A 19,674-nucleotide genomic window follows, 5' to 3' on the forward strand; every position below is an offset into this window, starting at 1 on the left:
AGCAGAAGGCCCCGAGTCGAATTCGACTCGGGGCCTTCTGTTCATCTGTCAGTGCGAGTGACTACCGTTCTGACCGTTCGCCTTCTCCTGGACCTTCTGCAGTACGGCGAGCTGCTTGTGCTCTTCTGCGTGGTCGTCCTCGAAGGCCTGCTCGATCTCGTGCGGCGGGTCGGCGCGCAGGAAGCTACCGGTGCCCGGCTTACCGGCCGAGCCCAGCTTGTTCATCTTCTTGGGCACGGTCGCGCCCTGGTACTCCAGCGGGATCGGGTGGCCGTGATCGTCGACCGGGCCCAGCGGCTGGTGCACCTCGATGTATTCACCGTGCGGCAGACGCTTGATCACACCGGTCTCGATGCCGTGCTCGAGCACCGCCCGGTCACTACGCTGCAGACCGATGCAGAACCGGTAGGCGAGGAAGTACGCCACCGGCGGCACGACCAGCAGGCCGATGCGGCCCATCCAGGTGGTGGCGTTCAACGAGATGTCGAACTTCAGCGCCAGGATGTCGTTGACGCACGAGAGCGTCAGAACCACATAGAAACCGATCGACATCGCACCGATCGCCGTGCGCACCGGCACGTCGCGCGGGCGCTGCAGCAGGTTGTGGTGCACATCGTCGCCGGTGAGGCGCTTTTCGATCCACGGGTACAGGATCAGCACCGTGAACACCAGACCCATGATCAGCGCCACCCAGAACACGGCGGGCACCGTGTAGCGACCGAGGTAGAGCTCCCACGGCGGCATCAGACGCGCCAGACCGTCGGTCCACATCATGTAGAAGTCGGGCTGCGAACCCGCCGACACCTGCGAGGGGTTGTACGGACCCATGTTCCAGATCGGGTTGATCTGCAGCACACCGGCCATGATCGCCACGATGCCGAGGGTGAAGGCGAAGAACGCGCCCTGATCCGAGGCGAACACCGGCACGATGCGCGCACCGACGACATTGTTCTCGGTGCGGCCAGGGCCGGGGAACTGCGTGTGCTTCTGGTACCAGACCAGCGCGACGTGCGCGGCGATCAGCGCCAGGATGATGCCGGGGAACAGCAGCACGTGCGCGATGTACAGGCGCGGAATGATGATGTCGCCGGGGAAGTCACCGCCGAAGATCAGCCAGTGCATCCAGGTGCCGACGATCGGGATACTCATCGTGATACCGCCGAACGCGGCCCGCAGACCGGTACCCGAGAGCAGATCGTCGGGCAGCGAGTAACCGAAGAAGCCCTCGAACATGGCCAGGATCAGCAGCAGGCAGCCGATGACCCAGTTCGCCTCACGCGGCTTGCGGAACGCACCGGTGAAGAAGATGCGGAACAGGTGCACGATGATCGAGGCCGCGAAAAGCAGGGCGGCCCAGTGGTGCACCTGGCGCACGAACAGACCGCCGCGCACCTCGAAGGAGATGTTCAGCGCCGTCTCGTAGGCCCGCGACATGGTCACACCACGCAGCGGCTGGTAGGCGCCGTTGTAGACGACCTCGCTCATCGACGGGTCGAAGAACAACGTCAGATAGATACCCGACAGCAGCAGGATGATGAAGCTGTAGAGCGCGATCTCGCCGAGCAGGAACGACCAGTGGGTCGGGAAGACCTTGTTGATCGACCGCTTCACGAACGCCGCGGCGCGATAGCGCTCGTCGGCCTCGTGGGCTTGGGCTGCGACTGAAGGACTCATGCCTGCACCTCGCTAGCGCTCGGTTCCGGCATGTGCCCTGCACGCTGTGACATGATTCGCTCACTTCGTTCGCTCATGAACGACGCTCCCAGTAGGCCGGTCCGAGCGGCTCGATGAAGTCGCCCGCGGCGACCAGGTAGCCCTCGGAGTTGACGGTGATCGGCAGCTGCGGCAGTGCGCGAGCGGCGGGACCGAAGACCGGCTTACCCCATTCGGTCGCCAGGAACTGCGACTGGTGGCAGGGGCACAGGATCTTGTTGGTCTGCTGCTCGAACAGCGACGTCGGGCAACCGAGGTGGGTGCAGATCTTCGAGTAGGCGAAGTAGTCGCCGTAGTTGAAGCTCTCCTGGCCCTTGCGCTTGATGGCCTTCTGCGCGTCTTCGGTGCGCAGCCGGATCAGCATGACCGCGTTGCGGATACCGCGCAGGGACTGCAGCGTCGCGTGCTCGTCACCGCGCCACTTCTCCTTCCACGGGAACACCGTCTCCATCGCGCCCGCGTCCAGATCCTCGGGACGCACCAGCATGACGTCCTCGGGGCGCCCGGTGTCGCGACGGATGTAGATGGTCTCGCCGGGGAAGTCCGGGGTCCAGCCCGAAACCCACAGCGGCGACTTGTCGCCCTTGGCCCACGGGTTCTTGATCATGCCGCCGACGAACACCAGCAGTGCGCCGATACCGAGTACACCGACACCGGCGCCCGCGGTCCGGGTGATCATCTTGCGGCGACCCAGCGTGGAGGTGTCCAGCGCGTCCTGCAGCTCGGCGACCAGGGTGCGGCGCTCGACCTCGGGCGAGGGCCCGTCGTGGCGCACCTGGATGGACAGCTCGGCCGGGATGAACTTCTTGCGGATCAGCACGACCGCGACGCCGATGACCAGCACGGCGATACCGAGGCTGAGGCCGACCAGCGGGGTGAACAGCGAGTAGGCGGTGTGGCCTTCCTCGTTCGAGCCCTTGAACTCCCATGGCCAGAACAGGAACACCCCGACCAGGACCGCGGCGGCGATACCGGAGACCGCGAACCAGAACGAGACCTGCCGCTCGGCGCGCTTCTCGGCGCGGGTGCCCGGCACCGGGAACCGCTGGCGCCGGTAGGCGACGTCGACGCCGTCGCGCTCGGTACCGAGCTTGACCAGCTCGTCGCGCGACATCGCGTCGAGTTCTTCCTCGGTGGGCTCAGCCGGTGTGGTGTTCACCTGCTCGTTCGACGGCTCCGCGCCGTCGTGGCCCTCATCCGGCCGACCCATGTCAGTTGGCTCCTTGCTGTCGCTCATGCCTCCGCCTCGCTGTCGCTCGGCTCCGACATGACCGACATGTCGGCTGTGTTTGTTGTTCGCTCGCTGCGCTCGCTCATGAACGTGATCCGATCCACATCGCGGCGCCGACGACGAGCGTGATGCCGACCACCCACATGGCCAGACCCTCGGTCGCGGGACCGAACCCGCCGAGATCCCAGCCGCCGGGGCTCTTCTCCTCGGTGGCGTTCTTGACGTAGGCGACGATGTCGCGCTTCTCTTCCGGGCTCAGCTGCCGATCGGAGAACTTCGGCATGTTCTCGGGGCCGGTGAGCATCGCGTCGTAGATCTGCTGCTCACTGGCGGGCTCCAGCGGCGGCGCGTACTTACCGGAGGACAGCGCGCCGCCACGGCCGGTGAAGTTGTGGCAGGAAGCACAGTTCATCCGGAACAGCTCGGAACCGCGAGCGATGTCCGGTCCGCGCAGCGATTCCTGCGCGATCTCGCCGTTGGCGTCGCGCACCACGGACGGCCCGCCCCCGTTGGCGGCGACGTACGCGCTGAGGGCGTCGGTCTGGTGGGCATCGAACTTCGGCGGCTTGCGCGTGGCCTGAGCCTGGTTGGCCGCCAGCGGCATGCGACCCGAGGAGACCTGGAAGTAGACGGCCGCCTCGCCGACGCCGATCAGGCTCGGACCGCGGTCGGGCACGCCCTGCAGGTTGGCGCCGTGGCAGGTGATGCAGGAGGTCTCGTAGAGCTGCTTACCGTCGCGGATCAGCGCGGACTGGTCCTCGTGCGCGGTCGCGACCTGAGGGTCCGGCGTGATCGCGGTGGCGAGGAATCCGGCTCCGACGAGGCCCACCAACAGCGCAAGCCCACCCGCGATACGACGCCGCATACGGCGTTGCTTGCGCGTCTTGCTTGCCTGGCCGGCCGCGACATCTTGGCGGCTGATCGCCGCGCTGAGGCTGGCGGGCTCTGGCGCTGACGGGGGAGATGAACTCATCTGTGTCCCTTTGGAGTAGACGGAACCGACTTGTGCAAAAGGTTTGGGGTACTGGCCCGACTCAGCGGACGAAGTAGATCGTGGCGAACAACCCGATCCAGACGATGTCGACGAAGTGCCAGTAGTACGAGACGACGATCGCGGCGGTGGCCTGTGCCGGGGTGAACTTACTGACCTTGGTGCGGACCAGCAGGAACACGAAGGCGATCAGACCGCCGATGACGTGCAGACCGTGGAAACCGGTGGTGATGTAGAACACCGAGCCGTAGGCACTGCTCGAGATCGAGGTGCCTTCCTTGACCAGGTTGGTGTACTCGTAGCCCTGACCGGCCACGAACATCGCACCCATGATCAGGGTGATGACGTACCAGCGGCGCAGGCCGAACACATCGCCCTTCTCCGCCGCGAACACACCCATCTGGCAGGTGAACGACGAGGCGACCAGCACGGTGGTGACCGGCACGGCAAGCTTCAGGTTCAGCTCGGTCGGTTCCGGCGGCCAGTTGCCGTGGGCCTGGGCGCGCGCGACGAAGTACATCGCGAAGAGCCCGGCAAAGAACATCAGCTCGCTAGACAGCCAGATGATGGTACCGACGCTCACCATGTTGGGCCGGTTCAGCGAATGCACACGCTGAGTAATGGCCGATCCTGGGGTCCCTACTGCGGTCGTCACGGGGGTAAGTATGACTCGTCGTAGTACGACACAAGTACCCGGGTGCGAAACTTGTCCTCCCGTGTCGGAAAACGCACGGACAGTGTTTGATTGCCGCGCCTTCGGCGCGGCGTGTTCGCGGCCCCCTGGTGTCTCGCGTCCGAGCCGTCGAGACTCGCGACTACGTCGCATGCACTTCGACGACTCGGACGCGAGACGGGCCGCGAACTCCTCGCTCGTAAGACTCGCTCCGTTGTGGTGATGTAGGGGTATGAATGTCGCGTGACCACAGGATTTCCGCCTCGAATAGTGACAGGCGTCGGTAAGGAAAAGCTGAGATCAGGAGGCGGACTTGACGTGGTGGTGGCAACGGCTGTTCGGCGGGAACGAACCCGAACCGCTCGATCCGACCCGTTCCGATCTAGTAGTCGTAGCGGAGTGCTTCGATGACTCCGAGGCGTGTTCGACGACACTCGCGCGCGCTTCGGCTCTCAAAGCCGACGAGCCCGCGCTGCTGCGCCATCACTTGCGCATTCCGCCCGATCGGATCGATGAGGTGTGTGCGATCGCGGCCCAGGACGGTTACGCCGCGGCGCCACGCACCGAAGGTCTACACGAACTGGAATCGCTGATCCTGCAACGGGTGCAGCTGCTCGACGCACTGCATTGTTCGCAGGAGCGGGCCAGGATGGTCGGTCTCGCCCAGCGCCACGACGGCGTCACGGACGGCTGGGACGCCCTGCAACCGGGTTCCGCGACCGCGCAGCGGTAATAACGTCTCGACCACTACGCTCTATCGCGACAGACTGGTGCGCGAACCAGTGGTGACAGGAGAAGTGGACATGCGCAGCTGGCCCCAAGTACTCGGGACCCTTGCCGATGGTGGCGATCTGGCAGCGGACGACACGACCTGGGTGATCGACGAGATCTTCACCGACAATGCGACGCAGGCACAGATCGCCGCATTCGGTGTCGCGATGAAGATCAAGGGCCCGACTCCTACCGAGCTGTCCGGCATGGCCGCGGGCATGCTCGGCCACGCCCGCCTGGTGCGCGTCGACGGCGACGCCGTGGACATTGTCGGGACCGGCGGTGACCGGTCCGGTTCGGTGAATATCTCGACGATGTCCTCGATCGTGGTGGCCTCGGCCGGTGTGCCCGTTGTCAAGCACGGCAATCGCGCTGCCTCCTCGAAGAGCGGTGGCGCCGACGTGCTGGAGGCATTGGGCGTGAAGCTGGCCCTCGGCCCCGACGCCGTGGCTCGTTGCGTGCGCGAGGTCGGCATCGGCTTCTGCTTCGCGCCGCTGTTCCACCCCGCGTTGCGCTTCGCCGGACCGGCCCGCAAGGAGATCGGCATCCCCACCGTTTTCAATGTGCTCGGCCCGCTCACCAACCCCGCGCAACCGCGCGCCGGACTGGTCGGCTGCGCGTTCCCGGAACTACTGCCGGTGATCGCCGGGGTTTTCGGCGAGCGCGGCGCCAGCGCGATCGTGGTGCGCGGCAATGACGGCCTGGACGAGATCACCACCTCCGACACCACCGACGCATGGGTGGTATCCGGCGGAAAACTGCGCGAAACCACCATCGATCCGACCCGCATCGGCATCGCACGCGTCGAGCTGGACGCATTGCGCGGCGGCGACGCCGAGGTCAACGCCGGTGTCGCGCGCAGCGTGTTCGCCGGTACCACGGGCCCGGTGCGCGATGCGGTACTGCTGAATTCCGCCGCCGCCATCGTCGCGTACGAGTTGTCCCAGGGGGTCGGCGATCCGGATGCCGAAATCCACGACGTCATCGCCGCGGGCATCGATCGCGCCGCCGAAGCCATCGACACCGGCAGATCCGCAGCCCTGCTCGACCGTTGGGCCAAGCTCACCAACACCCTCGGCGACAACTGACTGCCGCGGCGCGAATCGTGCGCCGCGTGCCGGCAGGCCTCTTGTGGCGGTACAGGTTCGCTGAGTACGGCTCACTCGCCGAGGGAGAAGCCCGCTTCGACGTCGGCGCTGGAGTAGGACTTGAAGGCGATGTGGGTGGTGGTGCGGGCGACGCCGGGGGTCTTGTCGATCCGGCCGGTCACCACCTCGGCGATCTCCTCGTGGTCGCGCACCCGCACGATCGCGATCAGGTCGACATCGCCCGCGCAGGAATAGACCTCGGTGACGCCCACGGTGTCGGCGACAGCCTGTGCGGTCTCCGGAATGCGGGCGTTCTCGGCCTGGATCATCACGATCGCGGTAATCATGGCTGTCAGCCTAGGCGGTCACCGCTCCTGTACTCCGCGAGTTCGGTCTCCGGCCCGTGCAGTCGGGCCCGTGCGGCCGCATCGGCGAGATCCGCCCACCCGGCCCACCGTCCGGCACTTCGGATCGGAGCGCCGTATCCCTCACTCGTGCGCACGATCCGCACCCCCGGCCGCCCCAGCCATCGCGTCACCAGACCGACCTCTTCCGGCGAGGCACCGCGCAACGGCGGCACCGGATCCGGCAGTACGGTCTCCGATCCCGCGACGATGCGTTCGATCACCGGCATGGGCGGCACACCCCGCACCGAGGTGCCTGCCCCCGCCAACCGCCCATAGCGGATCACCGCGTACTCCCAACCGCCGGCACCGTCCGGATGCGCCGCGATCAGTTCGGCGATCCGCGCCACCGCGGCGAGTCGCTGGGTGCGGTGCAGCGCACGCACCACCGCGACGGTCCGGTCGCGCAGCCGGGCGGCGGCCTCGAAATGTTCGGCGCTCGAATGGGTTTCGATGCGGTCGAGCATGGCCCGCAGCGCCGCGTCGGAATGCCCCGCGAACAGCGCCCGAACGGCCGCGGCGGCGGGTTCGTATTCCTCCCTATATATAGGAGTGCCGCTGACGGCCGCCGGACATCCACCGACCACCGCGGGCGGACAGTCGTGTCCACCGTCGCGCGGCAGGCGCGTGGTGCAGGTGCGCAGACCGCCGTGCTCCGCGATGGTCAGCGCGATGTCGTTCGCGTCCATCCGAGAAGGGAAGGGCCCCAACGCATCCGCGGTCGGTGTGCGCGCGATCGCGAATCGGGGAAAGGGTTCGTCGGTCAGCGTTATCCACCAACCGCGCTTCGGGAATTTCGACCGCCGGTTATAAGGCGGCGTATGCGCGACGATCAGTCGCAGCTCGCGCACCCCGGCCTCCAGACCGTGCGCGCACACCACGTGGTCGACCCGGATGGCAAGGGCGACCATCTCTTTCATCCGGCCGCGGGTCTCGGATCCGGTGAAGTAATTGCGCACGCGTCGGCGCAGGTTCACGGCCGTCCCTATATAGAGGACTTCGTCGGAGGGTCCGCGGAAGAGATAGACGCCCGGACTCGACGGCAGATCATTGGCGAGCACGCGCTTGGCGCGTTGGCGCGGTGTGACATTCGGCAGATAGTCGAGCAGTTCGGTCAGGCTGTGTACACCGAGATTGCCGACTCGACCGATGAGGGCGTGCAGCACGTCCACTGTCGCCCTTGCATCGTCGAGTGCACGGTGGTTCGGCTGGGTGCTCGCACCGAGCAGCGGCGCGAGCACCCCGAGCCGGACCGAGGGCGCCTCGTCGCGGGCGAGGACGCGCCGCGCCAGCTTCACCGTGCACACCACCGGCACGCTGGGCCACGGCGTGTCCATGCGGGCCGCAGCCGCGCGCAGGAAGGCCATATCGAACCGGGCGTTGTGCGCGACCAGCACCGCGCCCTTGGCGAATTCGAGAAAACCCGGCAGCACCGCCTCGATCCGGGGGGCCTCGTAGACCATCGCGGTGGTGATCCCGGTGATCTGCACGATCGCGGGCGGGATGGCTCGTCCCGGATTCACCAGGGTCGCGAACTCCCCCAGCACCTCACCGCCGCGCACCTTCACCGCACCGATCTCGGTGATGGCGTCGCCTTCGGGGCTGGTGCCCGTGGTCTCGAGGTCGACGACCACGAAGGTGGTGTCGTAGAGCGGCGTCTCGAGCTCGTCGAAGGCCAACTGCAGTGCGGCGGCCTGGCGCGGCGTCGGATCGGGCACGGCGTGCAGCGTAGGGCCTCGGTACGACAGGAACCGCCGGGAAAGCCACCTGGGATTTCACCAGAGAAATGTCCGAATTGCACGGCGAGGATTTCGCTCCAATTCCCACGAAATGATCTAGAACACCAAAAAGTGGTGCACGTCACATTATTGGGCAAATTGCATCAATCGAGCAGACACGCCCGGGCGCCCGGCGTCGACACCCTCGGCGTGCTGCCGACGACGCTAACGAGAAGACCGTTCGGTCCGACTCGCCCGGCCGCGCATACCCTGAGATACCGTTGCGACCTGGGGAAATTCCGAGAATCTCAGCGTCTGAGACACGCCGCCCGCAGATGCCGCGCAGGCCGGCGGCGATGCCGCCATCCCTGGGAAATCACGCGTCGTTATCGTTTCGTGATTGGTGTGACATAAGTCGCACATATTCGGCGGAAAATTTGTTGAGCACCGCCATTTCGGATGACTCCGGCTTTACAAAACACCGTGATGTGTTCGTAACCTTTTCGAGACCTCACGGAGTTCGGCGCACCACCCGACGGTGCTTCGACACGCAGTCCGCTGTACCACCGGGTGCGGCGTCGTGGGGCAGATTGGAAGTACCGCATCATGGCGACCAACACCGTCAAGCGACATGCCAAGCGTGCCGTCGCGGCCGGAGCCGTCGGAGCTGCCTCGCTCGGCGTCTTCCTGTTGCCCGCCGCGCCCGCCTCGGCCCAGCCGGTCACCATCCCCGGCATCGGCACCTTCGACGTGCCCAACGAGATCCCGATCCCGCAGGGCGTCCCGGGCATCGAGGTGCCCAACGCTCCGCTGCCGTTCATGGCCCCCAAGAAGTCCGTCGGCGATATCGCGCTCGACGCCGCGATGAGCAAGGTCGGCTCGCCGTACGTCTATGGCGCCGCGGGCCCGAACGCCTTCGACTGCTCGGGCCTGGTCAAGTGGTCCTACCAGCAGGCCGGCCTGGAACTGCCGCGCACCAGCGGTGAGCAGCTGAACGCGGGCACCCCCGTCTCGCTGAACGACCTGCAGCCGGGCGATCTGGTGTCGTTCTACGGCGGCAGCCACTCCGGCCTGTACGCCGGTGACGGCAACGTCGTCCACGCCTCCACCTCCGGCACCCCGGTGAAGCTCGCGCCGATCTCCTCCATGCCGGTCGCCGGCGCGCGCCGCTTCTGAGCAGCTCTTTCGATCATCCCGCCCGGCCGTACGAGACGGCCGGGCGGCGGGACGGCATGAGTGATCGTTTTGTGGCCCACTGGACACAGACCTACGCCGTTCCGTAACCTAATCGAGACCTTCCCGGCTTGCGGGGTTCGCCGCAGAAGTTCCGCAGCTTGCGGAGGCGGCAAGATCGCTTCACGAGAGAAACGGGGCCTGGCGCGCTGTGACAGCACATCACCGGAGACATCGCAGGAAACGTCTGGTGGGAGGGGCATTAGCGGCCGCGGTCTTGGGCGCCGCACTCTCCGGTGGCAGTCCAGCCGGAGCCGATCCGGCAGCCATGCCGACCACGGCCGGTGAGGCCGTACAGCGGATGATCGACCTGTCTCGTGAATCCGAGCAGCTCAATCAACAGGCACTCGAAGCACAGGCCGACCTCGATACCAAACTCGGCGTGCTGCAGGATGCCGACGCCAAACTCGCCGCGGCCACACAGACCGCCGATGGGGCCCGCGAGGAAGTCCGCAAGTTCCAGCCAATTGTCGATCGCACCGTGATCGCCGCCTATCAGGGCGCGCGCACGAGCCGGCTCTCCGCCGTCCTGATGAGCGATTCGCCGCAGCGTCTGCTGGACCAGATGTCCACCATCGACGTGATCTCGGCCAAGAACTCCGAGCAGCTCAATCTCTACCGGCAGGCGACCGCCACCGCGACCGAGGCGGAAAAGGCCGCACGTGCCGCCGCCGACACCGCACGCGCCGCCTCCGATAAGGCCGACCAGGTGCGCGCCGATCTCGAGCGCAAGCGGGCCGGTCTGTCCGGATCCATCGCGCAGGTTGTCGAGGCATGGGGTCAGTTGTCCACCAAGGACAAATCGACTCTGGCCGGATCGCCCTTCCCACCCGGTTTCGATACCGACACCCTGCTGCGCGGGCTGGTTCCCGGCAGCGGCACCAGCGCATTGGCCGCCGGACTCACCCGCATCGGCGACCCGTATGTCTGGGGCGCGACCGGACCGCACCAGTTCGACTGCTCCGGCCTGGTGCAGTGGGCCTTCAAACAGGTCGGCAAGGATGTGCCGCGGACCAGTTCACAGCAGGCCTCCTACGGCACCCCGGTGGACAAGACGGACCTGCAACCCGGCGACGTCGTGTTCTTCTATTCCGATATCTCCCATGTCGGCATCTATGCGGGCAATGGAATGATGCTGCACGCCTCCACATTCGGGGTTCCGGTAGCCGTTGCGCCGATGGGGTCGACGCCCTATCACTCGGCTCGGCGATACTGATCAGCTATGAGTAGCTTTCGGCGGGCCCACGCCTGGTTGTTCGTGCGGCGCCGCTTCCAGTTCGTCGCCACCGTCGTGATGGTCACCGTACTGACGGGAACCTGCGGTGCACTGCTGATGATGCCGAATTCGGTACTGCCGAAACTGCGTGCGGCTCAGCCGACTTCGATCGGCGGCCTGCGCGCCGCCGATGACGATCCGCGCCTTTCCTCGGTGCGTCGCACGCTCGAACCCTTCGGGCAACTCGTCACGGAGCAGGTGCCGACCGGGAACGGCCAGAAGTCCCTCGTCGTCGGTCATCCGGCGCAGCGGGCCGAAATCGATACGCTCGCGGGCGAACTCGCCGCCGCGACCACTGCCGTCACCGGAGTGTGGGGGCCGGGCTGGGCCCAATCCGCGATGGTCGTGGTCGCGTCGAATCCGTCGGAGTTCGCCGCGCTGGTCCGCTCGGGTGCGAGCATGCCCGCCGATGTCGCCGCAGCCTCGGTCGCCGATCCGTTCGTGCCCGGCACTCAGCCGACCGGCCAGCGCGTCGTTTTCAGCTCCGATGCCGGACGCCGCCTCGACGCCGACGGTCTGCGCACCCTGCTGCGCCATGAACTCACCCATATCGCCACGCGAGCCCAAACCATCGATGGCGCACCGCAGTGGATGCTCGAGGGGTTCGCCGAATTCGTGGCCCACCGCGGCACCGGACATCAATTCACCGATATCGCGCCGACAGTGGCCACCCGCATTCGCGCCGGAGACGTCCCCCGCGATCTCCCGTCCGCCGCCGACTTCGCGGGCAGCGGTGCCGTCACCGCCTATGAGCAGGCGTGGTCGGTCTGCGCGTTCGTCGCCGATAAGTTCGACCAGCCGCGCCTGGTCGAGCTCTACCGCCGCATCGCCGCGGGCAAACAGGACCACGCGAGCGAGGACCGCATCATGCGCGATGTCCTCGGCACCAGCCGCGACGATCTGGTCGCCGACTGGCGCGGCTGGTTATCGGCCCGAGCCACTTGAGTCGAGCGTCGGCGCATCCACGACCACGACCACGACCACGACCACGACCACGACGGAGCAAGACTTACGAGCGAAGAGATCGCGACCCGTCTCGTGTTCGCGCCGTCGAAGCGCATGCGACAAAGTCGCGAGTCTCGCCCGCCGATGTGAGTGCATCAGGTGCCGAACAACCGGCCATCACTAACCACCACGGAGCGAGTCTTACGAGCGACCGTTCGCGGCCCGTCTCGCGTCCGAGTCGTCGAAGCGCATGCGCCGCAGGCGCGAGTCTCGACGGCTCGGACGCGAGACACCAGGGGGCCGCGAACACGCGGCGCCGAAGGCGCTGCAATTAGACACAGCCGCAGGCGCGGCAAATCCAACACAGTAGTTTGTTCGCATGGCCCGAACTCTGCTGGTTACCAATGATTTCCCGCCGCGGCCGGGCGGTATCCAGTCGTATCTGCAGGCGTTGGCAGGTGAGCTGCCGCCCGATGATCTGGTGGTTTACGCACCGCGGTGGCGTGGCGACAGTCATCTGAAATTCGATGCGAAGCAGAAGTTCCAGGTGGTGCGCCACCCGACCACGCTGATGTTGCCGACCCCGCTGGTGCTGCGGCGGGCCGCGCGCCTGCTGCGCAGCGAGAACTGCGACACGGTGTGGTTCGGCGCGGCGGCGCCGCTGGCACTGCTGTCGCCGATGCTGCGGCGAGCGGGCGCCACCCGGATTCTGGCCAGTACGCACGGTCACGAGGTCGGCTGGTCCATGCTGCCGGGTGCGCGGCAGGCATTGCGCGCGATCGGTGAGCACACCGATGTCGTCACCTATGTCAGCAGATATACGCGTGGTCGGTTCGCCTCGGCGTTCGGGCCCGATGCCGCGCTCGAATATCTTCCGCCGGGAGTGGATACCGATGTGTTCCGGCCGGATCCGGCCGCGCGTGCGGCATTGCGCGCGCGCTACGGCCTCGGCGATCGCCCGACCATCCTGTGCCTGTCCCGGCTGGTTCCGCGCAAGGGCCAGGACGCGTTGATCGTCGCCATGCTCGAGATCCGCGCGCGGATTCCCGGTGCGGTACTGGTGGTCGCGGGCGGCGGACCGTACGAGGAAAAGTTGCACGGGCTCGCGGCAGCCATCGGCGTCAGCGATGACGTGGTCTTCACCGGACGGGTCCCGTCCAGCGAGTTGGCGGCCCATCACACCCTGGCCGATGTCTTCGCCATGCCGAGCCGCACCCGCGGGGCCGGACTCGATGTCGAAGGTCTGGGCATCGTGTACCTGGAGGCCTCGGCATCCGGAGTACCGGTGGTCGCCGGACGCTCGGGCGGTGCGCCGGAGACCGTGCTGGAGGGCAAGACCGGCCGCGTCGTCGACGGACGCAAGACCACCGAGATCGCCGACGCCATCGTCGAGATCCTGTCCGACCGCGATGCCGCCGCCGAGATGGGCGCGGCGGGACGCGCCTGGGTCGAGGAACAGTGGCGCTGGGACGGTCTGGGCGCGCGACTGCGCCAGCTGCTGCAATAAAGGCGACGGCGGCTCACAGGTTCGGCCTGTGATCTACTACGCTCGGGCTGTGAACGAGCGTCAGCGAGTGAACCAAAGACACAGCGCGCATCTGCGCACGGCGGAGTCGAGTGTCAGCGAGGCGCAGCAGTGAGCGAGCGTAGCGAGCGAACCATGTGCCAGCGCGCTCTGCGCACGGCGGAGTCGAGTGTCAGCGAGGCGCAGCAGTGAGCGAGCGTAGCGAGCGAACCATGTGCCAGCGCGCTCTGCGCACGGCGGAGCTGAGCGTCAGCGAGGCGCAGCAGTGAGCGAGCGTAGCGAGCGAACCATGTGCCAGCGCGCTCTGCGCACGGCGGAGCTGAGCGTCAGCGAGGCGCAGCCGTGAGCAGTATTCAGATTGCTGATCAGACGTTTGTCGCCGCCCCCGGGGCCGCGGTCGCCGAGATCCTGGCCGGGGCGAACAATTGGCGCCGCTGGTGGCCCGATCTGACCCTCGGCGTCCGGGAAGACCGGGCCGACAAGGGTATTCGCTGGTCGGTCACCGGTGCGCTGACCGGAACCATGGAGGTATGGCTCGAGCCCGCACTCGACGGGGTGATCCTGCACTACTTCCTGCATGCCGAGCCGAAGGCGCCGACACGGGATCTGGCCGCCGCGAACCGGGCGCGCCGGGTCGCGGGCAAGGATATGTCGTTCGAGATCAAGGCCAGGCTGGAGGCGGGCCGCGCGGCCGGTGTCGCGCCGGCACACGCCGCACCGACCGCCCGCTGACGCACACGAGCACAGCACAGCAGCTGAAAGGAATCGTTGTCCGCCATGGCCGACAGGACCCAGAGGTCGATCATCATCGATGCACCGTCGCGGCGGGTGATGTCCGTCATCGCCGATCTGGAGTCCTACCCGGAGTGGGTCTCGGCGGCGAAAACCGTTGAGGTGCTGGAGAAGAGCGCCGACGGCCGGGCCCGGACCGCGCGCTTCGTGCTCGATGCCGGAGTCGTCAAGGACACTTACGTGCTGTCCTACACCTGGCGGCCCGATGATAAATCGGTCAGCTGGACGCTGATCAGCGGCGAACTGCAGAAGGCGCAGGACGGCACCTACGAGCTCGTCGACCAGCCCGACGGCACCACCGAGGTGACCTATGAGCTGACCGTCGACCTGAATATTCCGATGATCGGCATGTTCAAGCGCAAGGCCGAGAAGGTGATCACCGATACCGCGCTCAAGGAACTGAAGAAACGGGTCGAAGGCTGATCACGCACAAGCCCGAGGCGGCCGGTACTCGGGTCGAACTATTCATCGGCAAAGGCGGAGTCGGCAAGACGACGTTGGCCTGCGCTACCGCCATGGCCTATGCCCGGGCGGGGCAGCGGGTGCTGGTGGCCTCGCTGGATCAGGCGCATTCGCTCGGTGACGCGCTCGGCTTCCGATTTCCGCACGATCCCGGCACCGTGCCCGGGATCGCGAGCGTACTGTCCGGACTCGATGTGATCGAGGTCGATTCCCTTGCGCTGCTGGAGGATCGGTTCCGCGAGGTGGTGCGCGTGCTCGCGACCGGAACCGATCACGATCACGGCATCGACCTGGCCGCACTGGATCCGGCCGAGCTGACCGGACTGCCCGGTGTGCAGGAACTGCTGATGCTGGTGGAGATCACCCAGTTCGCCACCGAGGACGACTGGGATGTGATCGTCGTGGACTGCCCGCCCTCGGCGGATATGTTGCGCATCATCACCGCGCCGGAAACCCTGCTCGGATACGTGGAGCGGATGTGGCCGCCGCACGCGCGGACGATGAGCATGGTCGGCACCGATGTGCGGCGCGCGGTGCTGGCCACTACGGTCGAGCGGATCGTCAAGGCAGTCACCGAGGTGCGCGATCTGCTCGCCGATCACCGACGAACCGGTGCGCGACTGATTACCGTCGCCGAACAGGTCGCCATCGCCGAATCGGAACGGGTGCGTTCGGCAGCGGCACTGCTCGGTCTTCGGTTGGATGCGGTGGTGGTGAACAAGGTGCTGCCCGCCGTGCCCCCGCCGACCGCACTCGAGGTGGCCGCCCATCCCGCCGTGCAGTGGTATGTGAATCGACGCGCCGAACAATTGGATGTGGTGAACCGGCTGCAACGGGGTATGAACGGGACACGGGTGCTGATCGCACAGCACACCGGGCCCGAGCCGGTCGGGCTCACGTCCCTGTCCGCGCTGTCGTATGCGATGGATTCGGGTGAGCGGTTGAATGCCGACTCGAAGCTGAGCGACAATCCGGCTGAGGTTCGCACAGGTTCCGGCGAGCCGGTGGTTCGATTGGAATCGGGCACCGGTCTGCATTCGGTGTACGCGTTGCGGATGCACCTGCCCGTCGTCGATCCGGCGACGCTGCGACTGGGACGAGTGGAGGACGATTTGATCGTGGGAGCGGACGGGGTCCGGCGCCGGGTGCGCCTGGCGCCGGTATTGCGACGGTGCACGGTCGACGGCGCCGAACTCGACAGCGGCTATCTGATCGTGCGATTCCACCCGGACCCGGAAGCGTGGCCGGTATGAGCGAGCGAATCATGTCACAGCGTGCATCGCGCATGCCGGAGCCGAGCGCTAGCGAGACGTGGGTATGAGTGATTCGAACGGCTGGACCGGCGCTGCCGAGCCCGGTGACGGCCTCGGCGAATTCGCCGCGGAATTGAAACTGCTGGCCGAGGCGGTGCTCGAACGGGTCGAACCCGTGCTGCGGCGCGCCGCCGACGGAGAGCCGGACTGGTCGAGTTGCAGTTGGTGCCCGATCTGTGCCGCCGCGGCGCTGGTGCGCGGTGAGCATCACGATGTGCTCGCGGTGGTGGCCGATCACGGTACCGCGATCGTCACGGTGCTGCGCGAGGCGCTCGCCGGGGTGCCGGTCGATCCGGTGATGCCCGAAGACGATGTACCGCACGATCATTCGTTCGCCCCCGAAAGGCACGACGACCCACCGGACACGGAATCCACACCCGCCGACTCGGATACCCGCACCCGGCAGTCGAACTCGTCCGGGCGCAAGCGATCCCGCTATGTCGGCATCCCCGTGACGATCAAGGCATGACGGCGCGAGTAGCAGATGCGCGACCGCTGACCGTCGGAATCGACGTCGGCGGCACCAATATTCGCGCATCGGTGGTCGACGGCGACGGCGAGGTGCTCGACACCGTGGTCGCGCCCACACCGCATTCGGCGCGGGCACTGGAGAACGCGCTGGACCGCGCGGTCCGCGAACTGTGCCGCAGACATCCGATCAGCGCGGTCGGCCTCGCGGTGGCCGGATTCATCAACGCCGATCGCTCGACGGTGCGCTTCGCACCGCATCTGCCCTGGCAGGACACCCCGGTCGCGCAGCGGCTCACCGAACGCCTCGAACTACCGGTGATCCTCGAGCACGACGCCAATGCCGCCATGTGGGCCGAGTACCGCTTCGGCGCGGCGGCCGGCGGGCACAATTCGGTGCTCGTCGCAATCGGCACCGGCATCGGCGCGGCGCTGCTCATCGACGGCGAACTGTATCGGGGCACGCATGGCGTCGCACCGGAGCTGGGGCATCTGCAGGTGGTGCCGCAGGGCCGGTCCTGTCCGTGCGGTAAACGCGGCTGCTGGGAAAGGTATTGCAGCGGAACGGCTCTGGTCGACACCGCGATCGAAATGCTGGCCACCGATCCGGTGCATTCGACGGTGCTGGCGCGCGAGGTGCTGCGCGATCCTGGTTCGCTGACCGGACGCCGGGTGGCCGGGGCCGCCCAGGACGGCGACCCGTTGGCCGTCGCGGTTATGGCCGATTTCGCCCGCTGGCTCGGGCTCGGGTTGGCCTTCGTCAGCGATATCTTCGATCCCGGACTGATCGTGATCGCCGGTGGCGTAAGCAGTTCGGCGCCGCAGTTTTTGGACGAGGCACGCGAGGAGTACGCGCGGGCGATCACCGGCGCCGGGCATCGGCCGCTCGCCCGGATCCGGACCACACAGCTCGGTGAGGCGGCCGGGATGATCGGCGCGGCGGAGCTCGCCAGGGCCACCCTCGCCGAGACCGGCCGCGGCCGTTCCTGGGCGGCTCGTTCCACCCACTGAGCGGTCCGTTATCAGTCCTCGAGAACATGTGGTGAGATACGCCGCTCGGCTTGGATGTGATCTGTACCCAGCGGTAAAGTCGGCAACAGACGGTTGTACTCGTAAACGATCCCGGCCGCGGGGGTTAGGACGCCATGCTCTACTGGATGCTGAAGTACCTGTTCCCAGGACCGTTCATGCACCTCTACAACCGTCCGACGGTCGAAGGCGTGGAGCATATCCCCGCCGACGGGCCGGCCATCCTGGCCGGGAACCACCTGTCCTTCTCGGACTGGTTGTTCGCTCCGCTGATGAGCCCGCGTCGGATCAGCTATCTCGCCAAGGCCGAGTACTTCACCGCCCCCGGCTTCAAGGGTCGGCTGCAGAAGTTCTTCTTCAGCGCCACCGGCCAGTACCCGATCGACCGCAGCGGCGCCTCCGCGGCCGAGGACGCGCTCAATGCCGCACGCAAATTGCTCGACAAGGGTCACCTTGTCGGCCTCTACCCGGAGGGCACCCGCTCCCCCGACGGTCGCCTGTACAAGGGCAAGACCGGGTTGGCGCGGCTCGCGCTCGAGACCGGCGTGCCCGTCATACCGGTCGCCGTCATCGGCACCTTCGAGGTCTGCCCGCCCGGCCCGTTCCGCTGGCGCCGCCACAAGGTCACCGTCAAATTCGGTGCCCCCATCGACTTCTCCCGCTACGAAGGTATGGGCGGCAACCGTTTCGTCGAACGCGCTGTCACCGATGAGGTCATGTACGACCTCATGCAGCTCGGCGGCCAGGAATACGTCGATGTCTACGCCGCCAGCCTGAAGAAGGGCGTCCCCAGCGGCTCCGCCCCCGAAGCCACCCGCATCCCGGAAACGGCGGCGGGCTAGCCTCTTCCACTTCCCGAGCCCGGTGCCGAACGCACCGGGCTCGTTCGGTTTCGGCGGTTCCACAGCCCGGCACATATCGTTGAGTCGTGACGGTGCGCGCAAAGATTTGCGGGATCAGATCCGAAGACGATCTGCGGATCGCGCTGGCCGCCGGTGCCGACGCCATCGGATTCATCTCCGGAATCACCCATTTCAGCGAAGATGCCCTCGATGCCGCGCGCGCGGCGGCGCTGTCACGACTCGCTCCGGCCTTCGTCACCCGTGTCCTGGTCACCCATCTGGAAGACGCGGCCGCCATCGTCGACCTGGCCGACCGAGTCGCGGTGGATGCGATCCAGGTTCACGGACTCGTCACCATCGACACCGTCCGTGAAGTCCGCAAGACCGCCGGTGGCCGGAAGGTCGTCAAGGCGGTGCACGTCACGGGACCGGAAGCCGTCGATACCGCGCGCCAGGCCGCCGCGGATTGCGATGCGGTACTACTCGATTCGCGCACCGAGGACCGCTTGGGCGGCACCGGACGCACCCACGACTGGTCGGTGAGCGCGGCCGTCGTGGCAGCGCTGCACGAGCTGGGCTGCCCGGTGATCCTCGCCGGTGGTCTCGGTCCGGACAATGTCGCCGATGCCATCGCACGGGTGCGTCCGTTCGCGGTGGACGTCAATAGCGGCGTCGAAACAGCCACCGGGGATAAAGATCCCAACGCATGTGCGACGTTCGTGGCAGCGGCGCACGGGGCATTCGTACCTCGAGTTCCACGGCCATGAGCCACCGGTTCCGGCGAGCAGTGTCGCCGCGGCTGCCCGCAATCACAGGGCCGACAATGGCCTTTTGCCGCCGATGATCAGTGGCCGGCATTGGTGGCGGACTATCTGAGTACCGGACTGGTCGATCTGGAGGTCGACAGCGACCCGCTCGATACCGGCGACTTCGCGATGATGCAGGGGCGATTACACGCAACGCCCGTGGCCGGTCAGCCAGGACGTCTACTGGTGGCACGGCGGCACCATCGAGTTGGCCGCCGCCACGCAGCACACCGGTGAATCGCTCTGCATCTATCCGTCGGACGACTTCCGCGCCGCATTGAACGAACTCCCCGAGCCCTGACGAGATCTACGTCACACGGTAGTACCTCTCGCATCCCGGCCGTCACGTTTCGGACCGCTCGACCGTCTTATGCGTAGCCGGCTGTCGATCGAG

The 19,674-nt window shown here is 66.8% G+C and carries 19 protein-coding genes; 13 read left to right on the forward strand and 6 right to left on the reverse strand.

Annotated elements, in window-relative coordinates; all coding sequences use genetic code 11:
- Nucleotides 1-48 precede the first annotated feature (48 nt).
- The 4 genes from qcrB to ctaE form a co-directional block, all read right to left on the reverse strand.
- Nucleotides 49-1,674 carry a cytochrome bc1 complex cytochrome b subunit gene (qcrB, locus tag ACQPYR_RS31645; RefSeq protein ID WP_433622537.1) on the reverse strand — a complete coding sequence of 542 codons (1,626 nt, stop codon included), beginning with the start codon at nucleotides 1,672-1,674 and terminating at the stop codon, nucleotides 49-51.
- A gap of 73 nt (nucleotides 1,675-1,747) precedes the next feature.
- The gene (qcrA, locus tag ACQPYR_RS31650) at nucleotides 1,748-2,923 is read right to left on the reverse strand and encodes a cytochrome bc1 complex Rieske iron-sulfur subunit (RefSeq protein WP_051181858.1); all 1,176 of its coding nucleotides are present in this window, start codon (nucleotides 2,921-2,923) and stop codon (nucleotides 1,748-1,750) included.
- Nucleotides 2,924-3,026: 103 nt separating this feature from the next.
- Nucleotides 3,027-3,917 (reverse strand): cytochrome bc1 complex diheme cytochrome c subunit, encoded by an 891-nt coding sequence (gene qcrC / locus ACQPYR_RS31655; protein ID WP_433622538.1) that lies wholly within the window; start codon nucleotides 3,915-3,917, stop codon nucleotides 3,027-3,029.
- 61 nt (nucleotides 3,918-3,978) lie between these two features.
- Nucleotides 3,979-4,590 (reverse strand): aa3-type cytochrome oxidase subunit III, encoded by a 612-nt coding sequence (ctaE, locus tag ACQPYR_RS31660; protein WP_433598635.1) that lies wholly within the window; start codon nucleotides 4,588-4,590, stop codon nucleotides 3,979-3,981.
- 331 nt (nucleotides 4,591-4,921) lie between these two features.
- On the opposite strand from ctaE, the gene ACQPYR_RS31665 reads away from it, so the two are divergent.
- Both ACQPYR_RS31665 and trpD read left to right on the forward strand, forming a co-directional pair.
- Nucleotides 4,922-5,341, forward strand: a complete 420-nt coding sequence (locus ACQPYR_RS31665) for a hypothetical protein (RefSeq protein WP_433622539.1) — start codon at nucleotides 4,922-4,924, stop codon at nucleotides 5,339-5,341.
- A 70-nt stretch (nucleotides 5,342-5,411) separates the two neighbouring features.
- Complete coding sequence (gene trpD / locus ACQPYR_RS31670; RefSeq protein ID WP_433622540.1) at nucleotides 5,412-6,467, forward strand: anthranilate phosphoribosyltransferase; 1,056 nt, start codon at nucleotides 5,412-5,414, stop codon at nucleotides 6,465-6,467.
- 71 nt (nucleotides 6,468-6,538) lie between these two features.
- Here trpD and ACQPYR_RS31675 read toward each other — a convergent pair whose 3' ends face one another.
- Together ACQPYR_RS31675 and ACQPYR_RS31680 are read right to left on the reverse strand one after the other, a co-directional pair.
- Nucleotides 6,539-6,814, reverse strand: a complete 276-nt coding sequence (locus tag ACQPYR_RS31675) for an Lrp/AsnC family transcriptional regulator (protein WP_040688558.1) — start codon at nucleotides 6,812-6,814, stop codon at nucleotides 6,539-6,541.
- Between the two features lie 5 nt (nucleotides 6,815-6,819).
- A complete protein-coding gene (locus tag ACQPYR_RS31680) occupies nucleotides 6,820-8,589 on the reverse strand; it encodes a DEDD exonuclease domain-containing protein (protein ID WP_433622541.1) in 1,770 nt (589 codons plus the stop codon).
- A gap of 606 nt (nucleotides 8,590-9,195) precedes the next feature.
- On the opposite strand from ACQPYR_RS31680, the gene ACQPYR_RS31685 reads away from it, so the two are divergent.
- The 11 genes from ACQPYR_RS31685 (at nucleotide 9,196) to ACQPYR_RS31735 (ending at nucleotide 19,241) form a co-directional block, all read left to right on the forward strand.
- Nucleotides 9,196-9,765: a C40 family peptidase gene (locus tag ACQPYR_RS31685; protein WP_433622542.1), complete on the forward strand. Its 570-nt coding sequence runs from the start codon at nucleotides 9,196-9,198 to the stop codon at nucleotides 9,763-9,765.
- Nucleotides 9,766-10,012: 247 nt separating this feature from the next.
- A complete protein-coding gene (locus ACQPYR_RS31690) occupies nucleotides 10,013-11,038 on the forward strand; it encodes an NlpC/P60 family protein (protein ID WP_433622543.1) in 1,026 nt (341 codons plus the stop codon).
- Nucleotides 11,039-11,044: 6 nt separating this feature from the next.
- A complete protein-coding gene (locus ACQPYR_RS31695) occupies nucleotides 11,045-12,043 on the forward strand; it encodes a hypothetical protein (protein WP_433622544.1) in 999 nt (332 codons plus the stop codon).
- A 379-nt stretch (nucleotides 12,044-12,422) separates the two neighbouring features.
- Nucleotides 12,423-13,550, forward strand: coding sequence for a glycosyltransferase family 4 protein (locus ACQPYR_RS31700; protein ID WP_433622545.1), 1,128 nt, complete (start codon nucleotides 12,423-12,425; stop codon nucleotides 13,548-13,550).
- A gap of 360 nt (nucleotides 13,551-13,910) precedes the next feature.
- Nucleotides 13,911-14,300: a polyketide cyclase / dehydrase and lipid transport gene (locus tag ACQPYR_RS31705; RefSeq protein WP_433622546.1), complete on the forward strand. Its 390-nt coding sequence runs from the start codon at nucleotides 13,911-13,913 to the stop codon at nucleotides 14,298-14,300.
- A gap of 45 nt (nucleotides 14,301-14,345) precedes the next feature.
- Entirely contained in the window at nucleotides 14,346-14,783 is a 438-nt protein-coding gene (locus tag ACQPYR_RS31710) for an SRPBCC family protein (protein WP_387294858.1), read from the forward strand.
- Complete coding sequence (locus tag ACQPYR_RS31715) at nucleotides 14,783-16,075, forward strand: ArsA family ATPase (protein WP_433635298.1); 1,293 nt, start codon at nucleotides 14,783-14,785, stop codon at nucleotides 16,073-16,075. Before ACQPYR_RS31710 ends, ACQPYR_RS31715 begins: the two co-directional genes overlap by 1 nt.
- A gap of 64 nt (nucleotides 16,076-16,139) precedes the next feature.
- Nucleotides 16,140-16,604, forward strand: a complete 465-nt coding sequence (locus ACQPYR_RS31720; RefSeq protein WP_433622547.1) for a hypothetical protein — start codon at nucleotides 16,140-16,142, stop codon at nucleotides 16,602-16,604.
- Nucleotides 16,601-17,614, forward strand: coding sequence for an ROK family protein (locus ACQPYR_RS31725; RefSeq protein WP_387294855.1), 1,014 nt, complete (start codon nucleotides 16,601-16,603; stop codon nucleotides 17,612-17,614). Before ACQPYR_RS31720 ends, ACQPYR_RS31725 begins: the two co-directional genes overlap by 4 nt.
- A 134-nt stretch (nucleotides 17,615-17,748) precedes the next feature.
- Complete coding sequence (locus ACQPYR_RS31730; RefSeq protein ID WP_433622548.1) at nucleotides 17,749-18,474, forward strand: lysophospholipid acyltransferase family protein; 726 nt, start codon at nucleotides 17,749-17,751, stop codon at nucleotides 18,472-18,474.
- A gap of 86 nt (nucleotides 18,475-18,560) precedes the next feature.
- The gene (locus ACQPYR_RS31735) at nucleotides 18,561-19,241 is read left to right on the forward strand and encodes a phosphoribosylanthranilate isomerase (protein WP_433622549.1); all 681 of its coding nucleotides are present in this window, start codon (nucleotides 18,561-18,563) and stop codon (nucleotides 19,239-19,241) included.
- The last annotated feature ends 433 nt before the right edge of the window (nucleotides 19,242-19,674 follow it).

Origin of the sequence: Nocardia sp. CA-120079 (genome assembly GCF_050955745.1) — a bacterium.
GTDB lineage: Bacteria > Actinomycetota > Actinomycetes > Mycobacteriales > Mycobacteriaceae > Nocardia.